Genomic DNA, 21,677 nt, shown 5'->3' with positions numbered 1-21,677 from the left:
AAGGAGCAATAAGATGTCGAAACTGTCGCAACCCGACGCGCTGGATGTGGTCACCGTCGGCGAAGCTATGGCGATGTTTGTCGCTTGTGAAACCGGTCCTTTAGAGGACGTCAGCCAGTTTACTCGTCAGGTGGCGGGGGCGGAGTTGAACGTGGCGATCGGCCTGTCGCGCCTCGGGCTGAAGGTCGGCTGGGCCAGCCGCGTGGGTGATGACGTATTTGGCCGCTTTGTGCTTAAACAGCTGGAAAAAGAGCAGATTAACGCCGGGCAGGTGACGGTGGATAAGCGTTTTCCGACCGGCTTCCAGCTCAAATCCAAAGAGCTGGGCGGTAAAGATCCGCGCGTCGAGTATTTCCGCAAAGGCTCGGCGGCCAGCCATCTGTCGGTCGCAGACTTCAATCCGGACTACTTCGGCGCTGCGCGACATTTGCACCTGTCCGGCGTCGCCGCTGCGCTGTCGGATACCTCTCTGGCACTGTCGAAATTCGCCGCCAGCGAGATGCGTAAAGCAGGCAAAACTATCTCGTTTGACCCCAATCTGCGCCCAATACTGTGGAGCAGCGAGGAGACAATGCGCAAAGAAATTAATGCCTTAGCCTTTGCCGCAGACTGGGTTCTGCCCGGCCTTGGTGAAGGCCAGCTGCTGACTGGTCAACAAACGCCAGAGGGCATCGCCGACTTCTACCTCGAGCAAGGCGTGAAAGCCGTGATCATCAAAACCGGCGCGGACGGCGCGTGGTTTAAAAGCGCCGGCGGCGAGCAGGCAGACGTTGCGGCCTGCAAAGTGGAAAACGTGGTGGATACCGTCGGCGCTGGCGACGGTTTCGCGGTTGGGCTGATTAGCGCCCTGCTGGAAGGATTAAGCCTTGAGCAAGCCGTGAAGCGCGGCAATAAGATTGGCAGCCTGGCGGTGCAGGCGGTGGGCGATAGCGAAGGATTGCCGACCCGCGAGCAACTGGGCCAAGCCTAAAATACCCTGTTTGCTACACTTAGTTAGCACCCTATATAACATCAAATAATACTAATCAGTCGCGAAACTGAGGATAAAAGTCATGAACGAAGCCAAAATTGCCATCAGACGATGGTGGTATATCATGCCCATCGTTTTTATTACCTACAGTCTGGCCTATGTAGATCGCTCGAACTTCAGCTTTGCCTCGGCCGCGGGCATCAATGACGACCTTGGCATCACCAAAGGCATGTCTTCCCTGCTCGGCGCACTGTTTTTCCTCGGTTATTTCTTCTTCCAAATCCCCGGCACGATTTACGCCGAACGGCGTAGCGTCAAAAAACTGATCTTCTGGTGCCTGCTGCTGTGGGGCGGTTTTGCCTCGCTGACCGGCGTGGTCAACAACATTCCGATGCTGGCGGTGATCCGTTTCGCCCTCGGCGTGGTAGAAGCCGCCGTGATGCCCGCCATGCTGGTGTATATCAGTAACTGGTTCACCAAATCCGAACGTTCGCGGGCCAACACCTTCCTGATTTTGGGTAATCCGGTCACCGTGCTGTGGATGTCAGTGCTCTCCGGCTATCTGATCCACGCCTTCGGCTGGCGCGAAATGTTCATCTTCGAGGGCATTCCGGCGGTGATCTGGGCCTTCTGCTGGTGGTTCCTGGTGAAGGACAAACCGGAGCAAGTGAGCTGGCTGTCGCAGGACGAAAAACAGGCGCTGGCCGCGCAGTTGGCCAAGGAGCAGGAGGGCATCAAGGCCGTGCATAACTACGCGGAAGCCTTTAAGTCGCGCAATGTGATTTTACTCTGCATGCAATATTTTGCGTGGAGTATCGGGGTTTACGGCTTCGTGCTGTGGCTGCCGTCGATTTTGCGCAGTGGCATGCAGATGGGCATGGTGGAAGCCGGCTGGCTCTCCTCGGTGCCTTACCTGGCGGCGACCATCGCCATGATCCTGGTGTCATGGGCGTCGGATAAAATGCAAAACCGCAAAATTTTCGTCTGGCCGCTGTTGCTGATTGGCGCGCTGGCGTTCTTCGCGTCGTGGGCGATTGGGCCGAATAATTTCTGGATCTCCTACTCGCTGCTGGTGGTCGCCGCCGCCGCGATGTATGCGCCTTATGGCCCGTTCTTCGCCATCATCCCTGAGATGCTGCCGAAAAACGTTGCGGGTGGCGCGATGGCCTTAATTAACAGCCTCGGCGCGCTCGGCTCTTTCTTCGGCTCCTGGTTCGTCGGCTACCTCAACGGCAACACCGGCAGTCCGGCGGCCTCTTTCATTTTCATGGCCGTCTCCCTGCTGGTGTCCGTGATACTGACCCTGATGGTGAAGCCGGAACGCGATGCCGCCAAGCCGCAGTCGGCCTAAGCCTGTGCTATGTTTAGACATTACCTTTAAATCGCTATCCCAGCCATTTCAATAGGTTGGGTACATTCATTCGTTTCTGGAGTCCGTAATGAAGCCGTCTATCGTTTTATACAAAAAACTACCTGCCGACCTGCATCAACGTCTGGAAGAGCATTTTTCAATTGTCGAATTCGACGGAATTAATGAAGGAAACCGCGCCAAGGTGTTCGATGCCCTGCAACAGGCTGAAGGGCTGATTGGCTCGGGCGGCGCGGTAAACAAGGAGCTGCTGGACCACGCTCCGCGCTTGCGCGGCGTATCCACCATTTCCGTGGGTTACGACAATTTCGACGTGGACGAGCTGACTCGCCGCGAAATCCCGCTGATGCACACCCCGACCGTGCTGACCGACACCGTGGCCGACACCGTGATGGCGCTGGTGCTCTCCACCGCGCGCCGCGTGGTCAACGTTGCCGAGCGCGTCAAAGCGGGCGAATGGACCAGCAACATCGGCGCAGACTGGTTTGGCGTTGACGTGCACCACAAAACTATCGGCATTATCGGCATGGGCCGCATCGGCATGGCGCTGGCCCAGCGCGCCCACTTCGGCTTCGACATGCCGGTGCTGTACAACGCCCGCAGCCAGCATAAAGCGGCGGAAGAGCGTTTTGGCGCGAAAAAGTGCGAGCTGGACGAACTGCTGGCTAAATCTGATTTCGTCTGCGTGCTGCTGCCGCTGACTGACCAGACCTTCCACACCATCGGCAAAGAGCAGCTGGCGAAGATGAAATCCAGCGCGATTCTGATCAGCGCCGGTCGCGGCCCGGTCATTGATGAAAAGGCGCTGATCGCCGCGCTCAAGGACGGCACCATTCACGCCGCAGGTATGGACGTGTTCGAAACTGAGCCGCTACCGAAAGATTCTCCACTGCTTAGCCTGCCGAACGTTGTCGCGCTGCCACACATTGGCTCTGCCACTCATGAAACCCGCTACGGCATGGCCGCCTGCGCGGTGGACAACCTGATTGCCGCCCTGACCGGCGATGTGCAAGAGAATTGCGTCAACCCGCAGGTTCTAAATAAGTAATTTTCTTCCGCCTTTTCTGCTGTAAAAACCGCGCCACTTCACCTCTCCCTTCGCCTTGCGCGGGGAGAGGAATTCATGCAAAAACCTGCACCTGATTGCACTGTTTTAAAGCAAGCGTTAAGGTGGTCATCACATTCTGATAACACAAAGTTTGACTATGACGTTTTCTGTTTTCGGCGATAAATTTACCCGTTCCACAGGCATTAGCCGCCTGATGGGTGATATGAACGAAGGTCTGCGCACGCCGGGCGCTGTGATGCTCGGCGGGGGGAATCCTGCGCAAATACCTGAAATGCAGGACTATTTCCAGACGCTGTTTACCGAGATGTTAAGCGAAGGCAAGCTGACAGAGGCCTTGTGCAACTATGACGGCCCGCAGGGTAAAGACGTGCTGCGCCACTCGCTGGCGGCGCTATTGAAGAAAGAGCTGGGCTGGGAGTTAGATGCAAAAAACATTGCGTTAACCAATGGCAGCCAGAGCGCGTTCTTCTATTTATTCAATCTGTTCGCCGGTCGTCGCGCAGACGGTTCAATGTCCAAAGTGCTGTTCCCGCTGGCCCCAGAGTATCTGGGCTATGCCGACGCCGGATTGGACGAGAGCCTGTTTATCTCCGCCAAACCAAACATTGAGCTGCTGCCCGAAGGGCAGTTTAAGTATCACGTTGATTTCGACCATCTGAACATCAATGAAGAAGTTGGCTTGATCTGCGTTTCACGCCCGACCAACCCGACCGGCAATGTGATAACCGATCAGGAATTACAGCGCCTCGACGCTCTCGCCCAGCAGCACGACGTGCCATTGCTGATCGACAACGCCTACGGGGTGCCTTTCCCGAGCATTATCTTTAGCGAAGCCACGCCGCTGTGGAATCCGAACATCATTCTGTGCATGAGTCTGTCCAAGCTCGGCCTGCCGGGTTCGCGCTGCGGCATTGTCATCGCGGATGAGAAAATCATTACGGCAATCAGCAACATGAACGGCATTATCAGCCTCGCGCCGGGCAGCGTAGGGCCAGCCATCGCCAATGAAATGATTGCTCGCGGCGATCTGCTGCGCCTCTCCGAAGAGGTCATTAAGCCGTTTTACTATCAGCGCGTGCAGGAAACCATTGCTACTTTACGCCGCTATTTACCAGAAGATCGCTGCTTAATTCATAAACCCGAAGGGGCGATTTTCCTCTGGCTGTGGTTCAAAGATTTGCCGATCAGCACTGAAACGCTCTATCAGCGCCTAAAACAGCGCGGCGTGCTGATGGTGCCGGGGCATTTCTTCTTCCCCGGCCTTGAGCACCCGTGGCCGCACACTCACCAGTGTATGCGCATGAACTACGTGCCGGACGCCGAGCAGATCGAACGCGGGGTGAAGATTCTGGCGGAAGAAGTCGAGCGAGCACACGCCGAAGGGCTGATTCGCTAACTGCTGGAAAACGCACATAAAAAAGGAGGACGTGATGTCCTCCTTTTTCATTTCTGCTGCTTTTGGCTGTTATTCAGCCGATTGATTCTCTAACGCAGGCTTCTCAGTGCCGATGGCGATTTTCTGCGGTTGCAGCGCCTGCGGAACATCGCGCACCAGGCTGATATGCAGCAGGCCGTTGACGAACTCGGCCGCCGATACGTGCATATGTTCGGCCAGCGTGAAGCTCAGGCTGAAAGGCTTAATCACCAGCCCCTGATGCAGATATTCCACTTTTTTATCCGCCTCAGCCGGGGTGCCGCTGACGGTCAAGCGCGGGCCTTCGACTTCAATATTCAGTTCGCTCTGCTGGAAACCGGCCAGCGCCAGTGAGATGCGATAATGGTTATCGTCTGATTTCTCAATGTTATATGGCGGGAAGCCTTGTTCAGCGCCCTGCATGGAGCTGGCGAGTTTGTCGAAACCAATCCACTGACGCAGTAATGGGGAAAGATCGTAGTTACGCATATTTAAAACTCCTTCTGTGAAGCGAGATAATGTTTATTCATCAAGCGCCACGTTATTCATCGGCGTGACGCTGCTGCTCCCTGACGGCGAGCAAGGTGGAAAATTTAAAATTCGTTAGAAATTAGCGAATGTCTATCCGACGCGGTTTTGAGGACTCGGGGACCACGCGTTCGAGATCGATATACAGCAGACCATTCGCCAAATTGGCGGATTTAATTTGAATATGTTCTGCTAACTGGAATTTGCGCTCGAAATTACGCTCAGCGATACCCTGATATAAATAGGTACGCTCTGCGGCTGCATCTTTATGCGCGCCCTTGACCAGCAACATATTATCTTGAGCAGTAATATCCAGCTCAGACTCAGCAAAACCGGCGACCGCTATCGCGATGCGATAGTGATTTTCATCTACCAGTTCAACATTATAAGGAGGGTAGCCGCCACCCTGATTTTGACCAGATTCAATCAAATTAAACAGGCGATCAAAACCAATAGCGGAACGGTATAGAGGGGATAAATCAAAATTACGCATTTATTACTTCTCCTGATTATGCAGCGAGTCGGTTAAACGACCTTCCTCATGGACAGGTCTGCGACGCTTCATACCCTGTCGGCGTATGCTTTTCCTGCGTCGTATGATAAAAATGGCGACGGAAAAAAGATTTTCAAGTCAGGGAAAGAAAAGTTTTTTATCAGTGCATGTCAGCAGGGAGCTATAGATGTCTAAACAAAGCTTAAACCCTATAAAAATTGACATTGGGCGGCAGGATCTCAGTTATCTCTTACACTATAACTAACGCTGTAATTTTGTGACAAAGCCAAAACAGATAACCCAGCGAAATAATTAGGACAGATCGCTGCGACATTTATAAACACGATTCAAGGATGAAAAAGATAAATTGGGATGGCTAGCACAGAGCCGCGCTTTGCTTTGTTAAATCTTTTAGCTGAATGATATAAATCAACGTTGACGAAATATCCTCAGCCCGACAGCATGAGATGAGTTCTACATGATGAAATCAGTTTTATTACCGCTCGTGACGGGATGCGCGTTTTTATCGGTTAGCGGTTGCTCTAGCGTAATGAGTCATACCGGCGGCCATCAGGGTTATTATCCGGGCACACGCGCCGACGTATCGATGATTTCAAGCGACGACACCAGCTGGGCCATGACGCCACTGCTGATTGTCGATCTGCCTTTTAGTGCATTACTTGATACCCTGCTGCTGCCTTATGACTATTACCGCCAGGACAAACTCAACACGCGGGATCGTATAAAAGCCAGCGAGGAGCAGAATTTAGCGATCAGCCACGGCATTGATATTGACCACGTGCCGCCAATGACTGAGTCGACGAAGCAGAAAAAGCGGGCGTCACATTAATATTCCCCACCTCAGCCTCTTTTATTAAAAACAGACCGGCCCATTCATCAGGCCGGTTTTTTGCTTTTTATGCAGCCAAGCTTCTTTATTTAGCCTACATTCTGCGCCACAAAAAGCTGGGCAAACTGGCCGCACTGGCGCATATAGGCGACTTTCGCCCCGTCGGGTGAAAACACCACCGCGTCGCCGCAGGGCGCGATTTCGCTGCGCTCGTTCAGGCGGCGCATCTCGCCACTCGCCACGTCCAGCACCATCACGCTGTTATCGCAAACCAGTGCTAACGCATTGCCATTGGGGTGCCAGCTAAATGCCGACTGAATTCCGGTGGTGGTTCGGCTGATTTGCTGCGCCTGGCCGCCGTTCGGCGAAACCGTCCACAGTTGAACTACGCCGTTGTTATCCTTCATCAAAAAGGCGATTTTTGAGCCGTCCGGGGAAGCACGCAGCCAGTGGCGCGGCTGCAAGGCGACGCCGGGGAAAGCCTGCTGCGCGGTGAAGGTTATGCGGCGTTGGCGCACTCCCTTGGGCGGCGCGGGAAGCGAAGCAGCAGTGCCCTGTAACGGCAACTCTCCGGCCTGCCGATAGCTGGCGTCATCTTCTGGTAAATCAACCACAAAGACTTCCGGTAGCTTCTCGCCGCTGGCCGACAGTGTGTCGCCGATAAACGCCAGCGCCCAGCGTTGGCGGCTGCCGTCCGGCTTGAGATAGCCCTCGGTGCCAATCCAGCCCTCTTCATAGGCGCGGGTAATATCATCGCTGCCCGGCTGAGGGTCCGGCGTGGTGTGGCTCACCAGCACGCTGAAGTGGCTGCCGTTATATTCACGCGGATGATGTTTAGGGGAAACGACGCCCAAGGAAGAGAGCGCGATGCCGACATTACGCTGATCGAGCTGCACATCCAGCTCGTGCAAAACGTGGTCGTTATAGGTAAAGCTCAGGCGGCTGCCGTCGGGGCTGAAGACGTGAACGTGGGTGCCGCCGCGCAGGGCGCCGGGGGTGAAAGGTGCCGTAATATCAAGGGCATCGAGAGTAACTGCTTCAGCTTCTGGCTCAGTGACAATTACCCCACGGCGATGATGAAAATCATATTGCCACTGTGCATCTGGGTTTTCTGGCCCGTGGATGAAGGCATAACGCACCGGCGGCTGCGCGCTGGTCGTGACCACGCCGACGTGCGCCGCCTGCGTGGCCTGATAAATCACCTGCACTTCGCCGGTTTCGACATTCACCCGCTCAATGGTTGAGCCGGTAAATGAACCGCCGTGCGGCCGGACATCATAGACCAGCCACTGGCCGTCCGGCGTCCAGACGTTAATGTTGGTCAGCTGATGCCCGCGAGCATCGTCGGTTAACTGCTTTTCACCCACCACGTTTGCTTCCTCTTATTCTCTGCCCCTGTGCGGCCTTGTTTAAGAGTAAACGTTTTTGTTTATGGGAACACTATTTGGCGGCGGGCATGGCCCCTTTGCCCGCATTCACCAGCATGGAGCGTTTGCGGCCCAGAACCAGCCCCAGCAGCCCGCCCAGGATCAGCGCGGCGGCCACGGCAATCAGCGCCGCGTCGTAGCTGTGAGTCACGTCTTTGATGCGTCCCATAATCGGCGGGAAGGTTAACCCGGCAATGTTCGCCACCGCGTTAATCAGCGCAATCGAGGCGGCACCCGCCACGCCCGCCACCGTCTCAGTGGTCACCGCCCAGAAGATGGGGGTGATGGCCCAGTTCAGCCCAACGGTCAGCACCAGCATGATGTAAGCCAGAACCAAGTTATGGGTGAAAATCGCCCCGAGCAGTAAGAAGCCCGACACAATCAGTGGCAGCCCAAGGTGCAGGGCGCGCTCTTTGGTGCGGTCCGAGTGGCGACCATTCAAATACATGAAAATACAGGCGAAAAGGAAAGGTACCGCCGACAGCAGGCTGACAATCAAATTACTCTGCTCTGACACCACGCCTTTGACGATCAGCGGCAAAAATAGCGTGATACCAATTGTCCCAAAAGCTTGTAATAACCACAGTAGACTTAATGCCCAGACCTTTTTACTTTTTAATGCTGCTGACCAGCGATGGTCTTTATTTATCACTGACTCACCCGCTTCGCGATTTAATTGCTGCGTTAACGCATTACGCTGCGCCTCGCTGAGCCATTTGGCTTTCAGCGGTGAATCATCTAAATAAAACCAGGTCACTATACCTAAAAGAAAGGCGGGAATACCTTCCAGCAGGAATAACCAGCGCCAGCCCTCAACACCTAAGAAGCCGTGCATATTAAGAATCGTGCCCGAAATAGGTAAACCGACCACTGACGCCAGCGCAGCACCAATATAAAACAGCGACATGGCCCGCGCTCTGTCACTGCGCGGATACCAACAGGAGAGATAATAAATGATCCCCGGCGTGAAGCCCGCCTCCGCGGCACCCAGCAGGAAACGCATGACGTAGAGCTGTACCGGCGTCTGTACCAGGCTCATCCCGGCGGCCAGCAGGCCCCAGGTGATCATGATGCGGGCTATCCATAATTTCGCGCCAACGCGGGTTAAAATCACATTGCTCGGCACTTCGAAAATAATATAGGAGATATAAAATATCCCGGCGGCTATACCGTACATTTCGGCGGTAAGCGCTAAATCCGCATTCATCTGCAACGCCGCTACCGAAATATTAGAACGGTCGATATAAGCAATGAGATACAGCAACATAATAAAAGGAATGATCCTGATATTCATTTTTTTAATGGTCGAGGAGTACAATTCATTATTCATCGTACGCACCTTGGTGTTGAATTACGTGTAGGGGAGCCCCTATCCCGTTAAGCGGAATAAAAACCCGTAGGTATTATTGTTTTAAATAAAAATAACCTGCTTATGCCCTAAATAATTCGAGCTGTAGGAAGGCAGCCAACGCCCCTACGGCTCGAAGTATGCCGGGCATTACCACTCGGCGACCGAGCCATCCTCATACCGCCACACCGGATTGCGCCAGTCCGGAGCCTGCTTGCTGCGCTCAATCACCAACACTTCATTGATCACCACGCCCAGACCCGGTTTGGTCGGCGGCAGGAAGAACGCCCCTTCCATGGAGAAATCCTCTTTATTCAGCACGTAATCGAGCAATTCCGCGCCCTGATTGTAGTGGATCCCCATGCTTTGCTCCTGAAACACAGCGTTGCGGGAAACAAAGTCGACGTGCAGGCAGGCCGCCAGCGCGATAGGCCCCAGCGGGCAGTGTGGCGCGAGGGTGACGTCATAGGCCTCGGCCATCGCGGCGATTTTGTAGCACTCGGTGATGCCCCCGGCGTGGGAGAGATCGGGCTGAAGAATTGCCAATCCGCCCTGCTCCAGCACGCGTTTAAACTCGAAGCGTGAATACATGCGCTCACCGGCGGCAATCGGGATATGGGTCTGCGCGGCCAGCCGTGGGTAATATTCCGCCTGCTCGGCCAGCACCGGCTCTTCAATAAACAGCGGGCGATACGGCTCCAGCTCTTTGATCAGCACTTTTGCCATTGGCGCATTCACCCGGCCATGGAAATCCAGACCAAACTCAATGCTGTTGCCGAAGGCTTCGCGGATTTGCGCCACCACGGCGACGGTGGCATCGATTTTGCGCGAACTGTCGATAAGTCCCATCTCTTCGCAGCCATTTAGCTTGAACGTATCGAAGCCAATGCCCTGTAATTTGCGAATGCCTTCAATCACTTCCGCCGGACGGTCGCCGCCCACCCAACTGTAGGCTTTGATTTTATCTCGCACTAAACCACCAAGCAGTTGATAGACCGGCACGCCGAGCGCCTTGCCTTTGATGTCCCACAACGCCTGATCGATGCCGGAAATGGCACTCATCAAAATAGGGCCGCCGCGATAAAAACCGCCGCGATACAGGGTTTGCCAAATATCGTTGATGCGCGCCGGGTCTTGGCCAATCAGGTATTCGCTCAGTTCGTGAACCGCAGCTTCTACGCTGCGGGCGCGGCCTTCAATCACCGGCTCGCCCCAGCCGCTGATGCCCTCGTCGGTATCGACTTTCAAAAACATCCAGCGCGGCGCCAGACGGTAAGTGGTCAGTTTGGTAATTTTCATTGCAGTGCTCCCCGATAGGCGTCGATAAAGGCGCGGGCCTGTTGTTGCGTGCGCGAAACCGGCTGCCCGGCGCGGTATAAATCGCTGCCCAGGCCAGCGCCGACGCAGCCTGCCGCCATAAACAGATGCAGGTTTTCCGGCGTGACGCCACCGACGGCGAACACCGGGATCGCCGGCGGTAACACCGCTTTCAGGGCTTTGATGTATTCAGGGCCGAAGGCCGAAGAGGGGAAAATTTTCAGCCCCTGTGCTCCAGCTTCCAGCGCGGTAAAGGCTTCGCTGGCCGTGGCACAACCGGCGCAGACCACCATGCCCAGCTCGACGGCGCGGCGGATCACAGGCGCGGAGGTGTTTGGCGTCACCACCAGTTTGCCGCCCAATTCGGCCAGTTGGTCGACGTTCTGCGGCGTCAGTACGGTGCCGCCGCCAATCAGCGCGCGCGCTCCATACTTGGCGCTGACGGCCTTGATGCTGCTCTGCCAGTCGGGTGAATTCAGCGGAATTTCGATGGCGTTGAAACCCGCCTCAATCAGCACCTCGACGTGCTGCTCAGCCTCGGCAGGAGTAATGCCGCGCAGGATGGCGATCAGTGGCAGCAGTTCGCCGTCGAATACCTCAGTTTTCCAACTCATTGACAATGCTCCTTATTCCCGCCTGAAAAGCCGTATCGCCCTCGATAACCAAGGCCTGAATCCCCGCTATTTTCAGCGCGGGGAGATAACGTTGGGTCAACGCCGGGCTGCCCACCAGCACCAGCGGGCCGTGCTCTCGGCTGAGCGAGTAGTGTTGTTGCATTTGTGCCACTTCGTGGCCGATTAATAGGCCGGAGAGCCAGTCGCTGACTGAGGTTTTCGCCAGTTTTCCCAGCACTCGCGCGGCCCTGACTTCAAACAGTCGGCGCATCAGGCTGCTGTCGTAGAAGCCCTGCTCCATGCCTTTGGCGAAAGCCGCGCTGTCGACGATTTGCTCCGGCAGGCCGCTGCCAATCAGCGAATGGGTCAGCAGCAAGTGGTGCAACTCGCCGGTCATCACGGTAGAGAAATCCACTACGCTGTCGCCCTCAAGGCGCACCCATTTGCTGTGGGTGCCGGGCAGCAGGTAAAACTCGGCGGGCCGCGTGGCGTAGGCACCCACCAGCTGGGTTTCTTCACCGCGCATGACGTTGAAGTTGTCTTCACGTTCGATGCAGATGCCTGGGATAATGCGCACATTGGCCGACGTAGCCTGCTCGACGGGTGTCAGGCGATGGGCGATTTCCGACAAGCTAATCGGACAGCGCAGATAAGGTGCGGGCACCCAGCCCGCGTCGCTGCCCACCATTCCGGCCATCAATACCGGCAGGCCGTGCTGTTGCCACGGAGCAATAAGTTGCTGGAAAACCTGCGCCGGGGTGCGCCCTTCGAGACGCGTAACCCCGGCGGCCGACTGCTGGCTGTCGACGCATTTCCCGTCGCGGTAAAGCCAGGCGCGCAGGTTGGTGGAGCCCCAGTCGACGGCGATATAGCTGTGGTTCATGGCATCTCCTGTAAGCGGCGGGTGGTGCTGGCGATCATGGTTAACGCCGCCTGCTCTGCTTCATCCGGATGCTGTAAGCGAATTGCGTCATATAGCGCCTGATGCTCGCGCAGCGTGCGCGGCATGTTATTGGCATCTGGCATGTAAGTTCTTTCGAAAACGGCGCGTTGCAGAGAACTGATGACCACGCTGAGCTGCTGCATAATCGGGTTATGCACCGCCGCCAGCACGGCTTCGTGGAAACGGACGTCGGCCTCGTTAAACGCCTGACGCTCCTGAGCAAAAGCCACCATGTCGTTGAGCGCGGCTTCAATACGCATCAGGTCGGCAGCCGTGGCGCGCGCGGCGGCCCAGCGAGCGATTGCCGGTTCCACCAAATTACGGATTTCACTCATGGCTGCGATAAGCTCGGGTTTATCACCCTGCGCCAGCGACCACTGCAAGACGTCGGTATCGAGGAAATTCCATTGGTCGCGCGGGGTGACGAACGCGCCGCGATAGCGTTTGATATCTATCAGTCGTTTGCCGGTTAGCGAGCGCATTACTTCACGGATAACGTTTCGCGAGGTTTGAAACTCTTCGCACAGCTCAGATTCAGGCGCCAGCGCGGCGCCCGGAGGGTATTTGCCCGCCACAATCTGCTCGCCTAATGCCAAAATAATGCGATCGGTTTTGCTCAACAGGCTGTCTTCATTCACCACAACGTCCATGCCATCTCCGGCTAAAAGTCATTCAACTTGTGAGCGATTGTAGTACCCAATATTTGGGTTGTACTACAATTCAGATCACATTTTAGACAATCAGCAACATTGAATTAACAATTGTGTGAAGTGGCGACGAATGGCGGGCATAAAAAAAGCGGCCAGTGGCCGCCCTGTTCATCAGTCTATATCAGACATTTAATACAAATTTTTCAACGGCATAGGCCACGCCGTCTTCAAGGTTGGTTTTGGTCACGAACTGGCTGACGGCCTTCACGCTGTCCAGCGCGTTACCCATTGCCACGCCGATACCGGCATATTCCAACATGGCGATGTCGTTTTCCTGATCGCCAAGGGTCATGACGTTTTCACGCGGAATGCCCAGTTTTTCCGCCAAGGCTTTGACGCCTTCGCCTTTGTTCACGCGCTTATCGAGGATCTCGAGATAGTACGGCGAACTTTTCATGATGGTGTAGTTTTCCCGAGCTTCAGCAGGGATTTGCGCGATAGCGCGGTCGAGCAGCTCGGGATGATCGATCATCATCACTTTCGGGAAGGTCATCGCCGCGTCCATCTCTTCTGCCGGGCAGAAGTGCAGGGGAATGCCGGTGACCGCCGACTCATGAACAGTGTACTGGCTGATATCGCTGTTGGCGGTAAACAGCTCGGTGCGGGTCAGCGCGTGGAAGTGAACGCCCAGCTCGCGAGACAACCTCTCAAAGTAGTGATAATCATGGATATCCATAGCTATTTCGGCAATCACGCTGCCATCCTGCGCGTTATGCACCAAAGCGCCGTTATTGGTAATGCAATAACAACCCTCTTGCTGCAAATCTAGCTCCATCAGGTATCGCTGCACGCCAACGAACGGACGGCCGGTCGCCAGAACAATCTGCACGCCTTTGTCGCGAGCGGCGGACAGTGCCTTTTTCACCGCGGGTGTCACTTCATGCTGCGGATTGAGCAACGTGCCGTCCATATCAATTGCGATTAATTCAATAGCCATAGCATCCTCTGAATTGTCGGTATCTAGCCCAATGCTAGCGCGATATGCCGAGTTGATCACGGATAAAAAAAATCCGAAGTGATTTCTCACTCCGGACTTAGTTTCATAACACTCTACTACCCAAAATCATTCGTGCTGTATCAAGGCGGCAACTGAATGAACCCCGGGAGCTTACACAAGTAAGTGACCGGGGTGAAAGAAGGCAGCCAACACCGAGACGGCGCGAAGGATGCCGGGTATTTTTAGATGTCGATGTTAGCGGCTTTCAAGGCATTATCTTCGATGAAGGCACGACGCGGCTCAACGGCATCACCCATCAGGGTGGTGAACAGCTGGTCGGCGGCGATAGCATCTTTGATAGTTACGCGCAGCATGCGGCGTTGCTCTGGGTCCATGGTGGTTTCCCACAGCTGTTCTGGGTTCATTTCACCCAGACCTTTATAACGCTGTACTGACAGGCCGCGACGGGACTCTTTCACCAGCCATTCCAGCGCCTGCTCGAAGCTGGAGATTGGCTGACGGCGTTCGCCACGTTCGATGAAAGCATCTTCTTCGATCAGGCCGCGCAGCTTCTCACCGAGAGTGCAGAGTTTGCGGTATTCGCCACCGTGAACGAACTCGAAATCAAGATCGTAATCGGTATCCACGCCGTGAGTACGGATACGCAGAACCGGCTCGTAAATCTGGCGTTCGCGGTTTTCACGCACAATGGCGCTGTAGCTGCTGCCGTGCTGCTCTTTTTCATTGAGCAGAGCAACCAGCGACTCCATCCAATCCTGAACTTTAGCCTGATCGGTGAGATCGGCTTCGTGCAGCGTTGGCTGGTAAACCAGACGGTTCAACAGAGCACGCGGGTAGCGGCGCTCCATGCGGCCAATCATCTTCTGCACGCTGTAATGTTCGGCAACCAGTTTTTCCAGTGCTTCACCTGCCAGCGCCGGAGCGTGGGCATTGGTGTGCAGCGTTGCGCCGTCCATTGCGATGGTGATTTGATACTGATCCATCGCTTCATCATCTTTAATGTACTGTTCTTGTTTGCCTTTTTTGACTTTATACAACGGCGGCTGAGCGATATACACGTGACCACGTTCGATAATTTCAGGCATCTGACGGAAGAAGAAGGTCAGCAGCAAGGTACGGATGTGAGAACCATCGACGTCGGCATCGGTCATGATGATGATGCTGTGGTAACGCAGCTTGTCAGGGTTGTATTCGTCACGGCCAATGCCGCAACCCAACGCGGTGATAAGCGTCGCAACTTCCTGAGAAGAAAGCATTTTGTCGAAACGCGCTTTCTCAACGTTCAGGATTTTACCTTTCAGCGGCAAAATGGCCTGATTCTTACGGTTACGGCCCTGTTTGGCTGAGCCGCCCGCTGAGTCCCCTTCCACTAAGTAGAGTTCAGAGTGGGCTGGGTCGCGTTCCTGGCAGTCAGCCAGTTTGCCCGGCAAGCCGGCCAAGTCGAGCGCGCCTTTACGACGGGTCATTTCACGCGCTTTACGTGCAGCTTCACGCGCACGGGCGGCATCAATGATTTTGCCTACGACGATTTTGGCGTCGGCTGGGTTTTCCATCAGGTAATCAACCAGTTTCTCGTTCATCAGCGACTCAACGGCAGTCTTCACTTCGGAAGAAACCAGTTTGTCTTTGGTCTGAGATGAGAACTTAGGATCGGGCACTTTAACGGAAACCACGGCAATCAGGCCTTCACGGGCGTCGTCGCCGGTGGCGCTGATTTTCGATTTTTTGCTGTAGCCTTCTTTATCCATATACGCATTCAGCGTACGGGTCATCGCAGAGCGGAAACCGGCAAGGTGAGTACCGCCATCGCGCTGAGGGATGTTGTTGGTAAAGCAGTAAATGTTCTCTTGGAAGCCATCGTTCCACTGCAATGAGACTTCAACGCCGATATCGTCTTTCACGGTAGAGAAATAGAACACCGTTGGGTGGATTGGCGTTTTGTTCTTATTCAGATATTCCACGAAAGCCTTGATACCGCCTTCGTAGTGGAAGTGATCGCTCTTATCGTCGCGCTTATCCAGCAGACGAATTGCCACACCGGAGTTCAGGAACGACAGTTCACGCAGGCGTTTCGCCAGAATGTCGTACTGGAATTCGGTTTGGTTAGTAAAGGTCTGGAAGCTCGGCCAGAAACGCACGGTAGTACCGGTAGTTTCCGTTTCACCGACCACTTTCAGCGGGGTTTGTGGCTCGCCGTGCACGTAAGTTTGCTCATGCACTTTGCCTTCGCGGCGGATAACCAACTCGAGTTTTTCTGACAGGGCGTTAACGACGGAAACACCCACGCCGTGCAAGCCGCCAGAGACTTTGTACGAGTTATCATCGAATTTACCGCCGGCATGCAGAACGGTCATGATGACCTGAGCAGCTGAAACGCCCTCTTCTTCATGAATACCGGTCGGAATACCACGGCCATCATCCTGAACGGAGACAGAGTTGTCAGCGTGGATAGTGACTTGAATCTCTTTACAGTGGCCAGCGAGGGCTTCGTCGATAGCGTTGTCCACAACCTCGAATACCATGTGGTGCAGACCAGTGCCGTCATCGGTATCGCCGATATACATGCCGGGGCGCTTACGCACCGCGTCCAGCCCTTTTAATACCTTGATACTTGAGGAGTCATAAGAATTCGACATCAACGTTTCTCGCTCATTTTTAGTCCTGTGATAGAACGGCTATTTTACCTTGTTCCACGCGGAACATCTTGCCCTTTTCACCCATCATGTCGGTTACTTGCTCAGCAGCAATGGCGCTGACAAATACCTGAGCCTGGGTGGCTTTCAGGCGATCGGCCAGTAACCGACGTCGGTCGGCATCCAGCTCGGAGGCAAAATCGTCAAGAAGATACAGGCAACGCCGCCCGCTCTGTCGGGTGAGAAACTCACCCTGCGCTAATCGCAGCGCACACATCAGTAATTTCAGCTGCCCGCGAGACAGTAAATCCTCCACCGGCGTGCCATCGGCACGGATGCGGAAATCGGCTTTATGCGGGCCTGATGCGGTATAGGTTAAGGCTCTGTCGCGCTCAAAGTTACGCTCCAGCAATTCACCATACTCAGTCTCTTTATCCCATCCTCGCTGGAAAGAGAAACTCAGGGCAAACTCAGGCAGGAACTGGGCGCAGGTCGCGCTGATATCAGCGGCGATTGCGTCACTGTAGGCTGCCCGCCATTCGCTAATGCGCTCGGCTAGCGGGATCAACTCCTGATCCCAGGCACGAATCTGCGCATAGCGACTCACCTGACGCAGCGCGGCGTTGCGCTGCTTGAGTAACCGACGTAGGTTGCTCCAGGCGATAAAAAAACCGGGGTCATGATGGAAACAGCCCCAGTCGAGGAATGCTCGTCGGTACTTTGGCCCGCCGTTCAGCAGGGTAAAGCCCTCGGGAGTGATCAGCTGCATCGGCAGCAGTTGCGCCAGTTCAGACACCTTGTGGCCGTCGCTGCCATCAATGCGCACTTTGCTGTCACCCTGGCGGCTTTTACTTAGCCCAACGGAAATATCACGCTCGCCGCCTTCATCGATACGGCCATGCAGAATGAATTCCGCCTGATCGTGACGAATTACTCTTCCCGCCTGCAAACTGCGAAAAGCGCGCCCGTGCCCTAGCGTATAAACCGCTTCTAACACGCTGGTTTTACCACTGCCATTGGGGCCGACCAGAAAATTGAAGCCGGGCGACGGGTCTAAATCCGCCGCCTCGATGTTGCGGAAATCTTTTATCAGTAATCGGGTGAGGGCCATTAATTCAGATCACAGCCTCATTGGCATAACAACGTAGGCGGCTGACTGGCTGGCGGCATCTTCAATCTGCACGCTGGATACTGAGTCAGTCAGCAGCAGATTCACGTCTTCGCACTTCAGCGCATTCAGCACGTCGAGCACGTAACTGACATTAAAGCCGATTTCCATTTCAGTGCCGTCATAGCCGACGTCGAGAATCTCTTCGGCTTCTTCCTGCTCTGGGTTGTTGGCCGTAATTTTCAGCTGGTTATGGCTGACATACAGGCGAACACCGCGGAATTTCTCGTTGGAAAGAATGGCGGCGCGAGCAAAGGCTTGCTTGAGCAAGTCACAGCCCGCTTGCAGCGTTTTGTCCGGATTTTTCGGCAATACGCGGCGATAATCAGGGAAACGGCCATCAACCAGTTTCGAGGTGAAGATGAAGTCGCCGACGTGCGCACGGATGTTATTGCTGCCAATTTGCAGCTGCAATAGAGCGTCGCCGCCATCCAGCAGGCGAACCAATTCCATCACGCCTTTACGCGGTACGATCACCGAATGCGACGGCAACGCCTGCCCGATAGGCATGGAGCAGACCGCCAGACGGTGGCCGTCGGTAGCCACAGTGCGCAGCTCTTCGCCTTCCGTCTCAAACAGCATGCCGTTTAAGTAGTAGCGAACGTCCTGATGCGCCATGGAGAACTGAGTGGCTTCAATCAGGCGTTTTAAGGTCGCCTGTGGCAAAGTGAATTCGACTTCGCTCTGCCAGTCGTCCAGATTTGGGAAGTCAGTCGCAGGCAGAGTCGACAGCGAGAAACGGCTGCGGCCCGAGCGAACTAACATGCGGTCACCGTCCAGCGCGACGGAAATTTCCGCGCCGTCTGGCAGACCACGGCAAATATCAAAGAATTTACGCGCCGGAACGGTGGTCGCGCCCACTTCATGGGGTTGAGACAGGGCCACCTTCGCCACCATCTCCATCTCTAAATCGGTACCTGTCAGCAACAGCGAACCCTCAGTCACCTGTAAAAGCAGGTTGCCGAGAATAGGTAAAGTTGGTCGCCCACCCAGCGGGCTACTGACCTGTTGCAGCGGTTTTAGCAAATGCTCACGTTCAACAATAAATTTCATAGCGCTAGGAGGATAATGTTCTGATTAAGTTGGAGAAATCTTCTTTGATGTCGTGACTTTCTTCACGCAGCTGCTCGATTTTACGGCACGCGTGCAACACCGTTGTATGGTCGCGACCACCGAACGCATCGCCGATTTCTGGCAGGCTGTGGTTGGTGAGCTCTTTCGCCAATGCCATCGCCATCTGGCGCGGGCGGGCTACCGAACGAGAGCGTCGTTTGGAGAGCAGGTCTGCAACCTTAATCTTATAATACTCGGCCACCGTTTTCTGAATATTATCAATGGTGACCAACTTCTCTTGCAGCGCTAATAGATCGCGCAGCGCTTCACGAACGAAGTCGATAGTGATCGCCCGGCCAGTAAAGTTGGCGTTGGCAATGACGCGGTTCAGCGCCCCTTCCAGCTCACGGACGTTAGAACGCAGACGTTTAGCAATAAAGAAGGCGACTTCACCCGGCAGGCGAATATCATTTTCATCAGCCTTTTTCATCAAGATGGCGACGCGCGTTTCAAGCTCAGGTGGCTCAATCGCCACGGTCAAACCCCAGCCGAAGCGGGACTTAAGCCGGTCTTCAACGCCGTTAATCTCTTTCGGATAACGGTCAGACGTCAGGATAATTTGCTGGTTACCTTCAAGCAGGGCATTAAAGGTATGGAAGAACTCTTCCTGAGAACGCTCTTTATTAGCAAAGAATTGAATGTCATCGATCAGCAGTGCATCGACCGAACGGTAGTAACGTTTAAACTCTTCAATGGCGTTGTTTTGCAGGGCTTTAACCATGTCCTGAACAAAACGCTCGGAGTGCATGTACACCACTTTGGCATTGGCTTTGCGCGCCATGATGCCATTGCCGACCGCGTGCAATAAGTGGGTTTTACCGAGACCGGTACCGCCATAAAGGAAAAGAGGGTTATAGGCACCGCCAGGATTGTCCGCAACCTGACGTGCAGCCGCGCGAGCCAGCTGGTTCGATTTACCTTCGACGAAGTTGTCAAAAGTGTGCTTGGGATTCACATTCGAGCGATATGACAACTCGGGCTGTGCCGCCGAGCTGTCCCAGCTTGGGCGCGAAGGCGCAAGCCGTGGTGCAGGTTGAGTGGCAGGCGAACTCACGCTGGCGGTAACCGGCTGGTTAACGCGTTGAATCAGCGGCTTGCTGCCGACTTCAAAACGCAATAATGGCGCATCAGTGCCGCAAAAATCGTTAAGCAAACCATTGATATTGTTTAAATACTTGTCTCTCACCCAATCAAGGACAAAACGATTAGGTGCGTAAAGCGCCAACGTATTGTCACTGAGTTCCGCCTGCAAGGGGCGTATCCACATACTGAATTCTGTGGCAGGTAACTCATCCTGCAAACGGGCAAGACATTGCTGCCAAAGCGAAAGTGACACGGCGGACTCCACTCGAACAAGATCAAAAAAAGAAAAGGATCAGGATATTTTTTAAATCATGATTTTTGACACACGTACCGCCCGGCGTTGCGGGGGATGAGTCTTCAATCACCCTGTCAGTGATATGAATTACCGTGCGAACCGCTTTTTACGGTTTTGTCGACAACGAGCGTGCTGGGATCGCTGTCGGAATGGCGGATCATAACGCAATCCGACACAGAGATCCTCCCCTTCCTGACAGATTAGATCCTTTTTATCCACAGGCTACGATCAGCAAGTGGGTAAGCTTAGCCGATCCTAAAAAAATTAGGTGTCGTAATCATCACTCACTGCAAAAAATAAGATTTATTCGCTATGTTTTTAATCAGCCTGATCGTCAGATCACATAACTAAAGCGCAAGGATCTGCGGTCGATCCTTGCGCTTTAGGGCGGAGTCCGTATAATCCTCAGCCCTACGTGTGATGCCTGTGTTCCTGATGGTCATAGCCTGATGGGATTAAGCGGTGACCACGGGCCATATATGGTAAACATCTGGTAATGTAAATTGACTCAGGACTGTACAGTTATTACAATCCCGCTTCTTTATATGTTGCGATAAAGGCATCGGTTGTTTTTTCACCGACAGCCAACGCGTTTACTGATCAGTAATAATTTAAGTTTAGGTAGAAATCGCTATGAAACGCACTTTCCAACCGTCCGTATTGAAGCGCAACCGTAGCCACGGTTTCCGTGCTCGTATGGCCACCAAGAATGGTCGTCAGGTTCTGGCTCGCCGCCGTGCGAAAGGCCGTACCCGTCTGTCTGCTTCTAAGTAATAAAAGCTAACCTATTTAGTGGTTAAGCTCGCTTTTCCCAGGGAGTTACGTTTGTTAACTCCCCGTCATTTCACTTTCGTCTTCCAGCAGCCACAACGGGCTGGCACGCCGCAAATCACTATACTCGGCCGCCTGAACGAGCTGGGGCATCCCCGCATGGGTCTCACCGTCGCAAAAAAACACGTCAAACGCGCTCATGAGCGTAACCGGATAAAACGCCTAACCCGCGAAAGTTTCCGGCTACTTCAGCACAAGCTGCCTTCGATGGATTTTGTGGTAGTGGCTAAAAAGGGTGTCGCCGATTTAGACAATCGTGCGTTGACGGAAGCGTTGGAGAAATTATGGCGTCGACATTGCCGGCAGGCTCCCGCATCCTGATCGGGTTGATACGTGGTTATCAGCTTTTTATCAGTCCCTTGCTTGGGCCACATTGTCGTTTTCGACCAACCTGCTCTCAATACGGTATTGAGGCCATTGGTCGTTTTGGCATGTTAAAAGGCAGTTGGTTGACATTGAAACGCGTATTAAAATGCCATCCTTTGAACCCAGGTGGTGATGACCCCGTGCCGCCGAAAACCGACAATAACAGAGAACTCTAACG

The 21,677-nt window shown here is 54.3% G+C and carries 21 protein-coding genes; 8 read left to right on the top strand and 13 right to left on the bottom strand.

The window, feature by feature from the left end:
* Positions 1-13 precede the first annotated feature (13 nt).
* The 4 genes from ACT3RT_RS14815 (at position 14) to ACT3RT_RS14800 (ending at position 4,804) form a co-directional block, all read left to right on the top strand.
* A complete protein-coding gene (locus ACT3RT_RS14815) occupies positions 14-970 on the top strand; it encodes a sugar kinase (protein WP_353503757.1) in 957 nt (318 codons plus the stop codon).
* A gap of 82 nt (positions 971-1,052) precedes the next feature.
* Positions 1,053-2,321: an MFS transporter gene (locus ACT3RT_RS14810; RefSeq protein WP_396131754.1), complete on the top strand. Its 1,269-nt coding sequence runs from the start codon at positions 1,053-1,055 to the stop codon at positions 2,319-2,321.
* Between the two features lie 88 nt (positions 2,322-2,409).
* Positions 2,410-3,387, top strand: a complete 978-nt coding sequence (ghrB, locus tag ACT3RT_RS14805; protein WP_485902951.1) for a glyoxylate/hydroxypyruvate reductase GhrB — start codon at positions 2,410-2,412, stop codon at positions 3,385-3,387.
* 157 nt (positions 3,388-3,544) lie between these two features.
* Entirely contained in the window at positions 3,545-4,804 is a 1,260-nt protein-coding gene (locus ACT3RT_RS14800) for a valine--pyruvate transaminase (RefSeq protein ID WP_353503759.1), read from the top strand.
* A gap of 69 nt (positions 4,805-4,873) precedes the next feature.
* On the opposite strand, the gene ibpB is transcribed toward ACT3RT_RS14800, so the two are convergent.
* Both ibpB and ibpA read right to left on the bottom strand, forming a co-directional pair.
* A complete protein-coding gene (gene ibpB / locus ACT3RT_RS14795; protein ID WP_353503760.1) occupies positions 4,874-5,311 on the bottom strand; it encodes a small heat shock chaperone IbpB in 438 nt (145 codons plus the stop codon).
* A gap of 121 nt (positions 5,312-5,432) precedes the next feature.
* A complete protein-coding gene (gene ibpA, locus ACT3RT_RS14790) occupies positions 5,433-5,843 on the bottom strand; it encodes a small heat shock chaperone IbpA (protein WP_140475544.1) in 411 nt (136 codons plus the stop codon).
* 481 nt (positions 5,844-6,324) lie between these two features.
* Between ibpA and ACT3RT_RS14785 the strand changes: the two genes are divergently transcribed.
* On the top strand, positions 6,325-6,693 hold the full coding sequence (locus ACT3RT_RS14785; protein ID WP_353504049.1) for a YceK/YidQ family lipoprotein: 369 nt from the start codon (positions 6,325-6,327) through the stop codon (positions 6,691-6,693).
* Positions 6,694-6,782: 89 nt separating this feature from the next.
* On the opposite strand, the gene ACT3RT_RS14780 is transcribed toward ACT3RT_RS14785, so the two are convergent.
* From ACT3RT_RS14780 to dnaA, 11 genes are all read right to left on the bottom strand, one after another.
* Positions 6,783-8,063 (bottom strand): DUF3748 domain-containing protein, encoded by a 1,281-nt coding sequence (locus ACT3RT_RS14780; RefSeq protein ID WP_496203238.1) that lies wholly within the window; start codon positions 8,061-8,063, stop codon positions 6,783-6,785.
* A 70-nt stretch (positions 8,064-8,133) separates the two neighbouring features.
* Positions 8,134-9,450 carry an MFS transporter gene (locus tag ACT3RT_RS14775; protein ID WP_441655965.1) on the bottom strand — a complete coding sequence of 439 codons (1,317 nt, stop codon included), beginning with the start codon at positions 9,448-9,450 and terminating at the stop codon, positions 8,134-8,136.
* A 168-nt stretch (positions 9,451-9,618) separates the two neighbouring features.
* Complete coding sequence (dgoD, locus tag ACT3RT_RS14770) at positions 9,619-10,767, bottom strand: galactonate dehydratase (protein WP_496203237.1); 1,149 nt, start codon at positions 10,765-10,767, stop codon at positions 9,619-9,621.
* A complete protein-coding gene (locus ACT3RT_RS14765) occupies positions 10,764-11,399 on the bottom strand; it encodes a 2-dehydro-3-deoxy-6-phosphogalactonate aldolase (RefSeq protein ID WP_485902943.1) in 636 nt (211 codons plus the stop codon). Before ACT3RT_RS14765 ends, dgoD begins: the two co-directional genes overlap by 4 nt.
* The gene (locus tag ACT3RT_RS14760) at positions 11,383-12,282 is read right to left on the bottom strand and encodes a 2-dehydro-3-deoxygalactonokinase (RefSeq protein ID WP_496203236.1); all 900 of its coding nucleotides are present in this window, start codon (positions 12,280-12,282) and stop codon (positions 11,383-11,385) included. The genes ACT3RT_RS14765 and ACT3RT_RS14760 overlap by 17 nt, the downstream gene beginning before the upstream one ends.
* Positions 12,279-12,992, bottom strand: a complete 714-nt coding sequence (locus ACT3RT_RS14755) for a FadR/GntR family transcriptional regulator (RefSeq protein WP_485902939.1) — start codon at positions 12,990-12,992, stop codon at positions 12,279-12,281. Before ACT3RT_RS14755 ends, ACT3RT_RS14760 begins: the two co-directional genes overlap by 4 nt.
* A 181-nt stretch (positions 12,993-13,173) precedes the next feature.
* On the bottom strand, positions 13,174-13,989 hold the full coding sequence (yidA, locus tag ACT3RT_RS14750) for a sugar-phosphatase (protein WP_353503766.1): 816 nt from the start codon (positions 13,987-13,989) through the stop codon (positions 13,174-13,176).
* Positions 13,990-14,231: 242 nt separating this feature from the next.
* Positions 14,232-16,646, bottom strand: a complete 2,415-nt coding sequence (gene gyrB, locus ACT3RT_RS14745; protein ID WP_353503767.1) for a DNA topoisomerase (ATP-hydrolyzing) subunit B — start codon at positions 16,644-16,646, stop codon at positions 14,232-14,234.
* Positions 16,647-16,665: 19 nt separating this feature from the next.
* Complete coding sequence (gene recF / locus ACT3RT_RS14740; protein ID WP_441655966.1) at positions 16,666-17,754, bottom strand: DNA replication/repair protein RecF; 1,089 nt, start codon at positions 17,752-17,754, stop codon at positions 16,666-16,668.
* A 9-nt stretch (positions 17,755-17,763) separates the two neighbouring features.
* Entirely contained in the window at positions 17,764-18,864 is a 1,101-nt protein-coding gene (dnaN, locus tag ACT3RT_RS14735) for a DNA polymerase III subunit beta (RefSeq protein ID WP_034794306.1), read from the bottom strand.
* Between the two features lie 4 nt (positions 18,865-18,868).
* On the bottom strand, positions 18,869-20,260 hold the full coding sequence (dnaA, locus tag ACT3RT_RS14730; RefSeq protein ID WP_353503769.1) for a chromosomal replication initiator protein DnaA: 1,392 nt from the start codon (positions 20,258-20,260) through the stop codon (positions 18,869-18,871).
* A 675-nt stretch (positions 20,261-20,935) separates the two neighbouring features.
* On the opposite strand from dnaA, the gene rpmH reads away from it, so the two are divergent.
* From rpmH to yidD, 3 genes are read left to right on the top strand one after another with little or no spacing between them, the layout of a single operon-like run.
* Positions 20,936-21,076 (top strand): 50S ribosomal protein L34, encoded by a 141-nt coding sequence (gene rpmH / locus ACT3RT_RS14725; RefSeq protein ID WP_009637487.1) that lies wholly within the window; start codon positions 20,936-20,938, stop codon positions 21,074-21,076.
* Between the two features lie 18 nt (positions 21,077-21,094).
* Positions 21,095-21,454, top strand: a complete 360-nt coding sequence (gene rnpA, locus ACT3RT_RS14720) for a ribonuclease P protein component (RefSeq protein ID WP_034794314.1) — start codon at positions 21,095-21,097, stop codon at positions 21,452-21,454.
* Positions 21,418-21,675, top strand: coding sequence for a membrane protein insertion efficiency factor YidD (gene yidD, locus ACT3RT_RS14715; RefSeq protein ID WP_072009927.1), 258 nt, complete (start codon positions 21,418-21,420; stop codon positions 21,673-21,675). Before rnpA ends, yidD begins: the two co-directional genes overlap by 37 nt.
* Positions 21,676-21,677: the final 2 nt, after the last annotated feature.

Source organism: Ewingella sp. AOP9-I1-14 (genome assembly GCF_052375995.1).
In the GTDB taxonomy this organism is placed as follows: Bacteria; Pseudomonadota; Gammaproteobacteria; order Enterobacterales; family Enterobacteriaceae; genus Ewingella; species Ewingella allii.
Note: the sequence above shows the minus strand (reverse complement) of the source record. Positions and strands in the feature narration are given on the sequence as shown.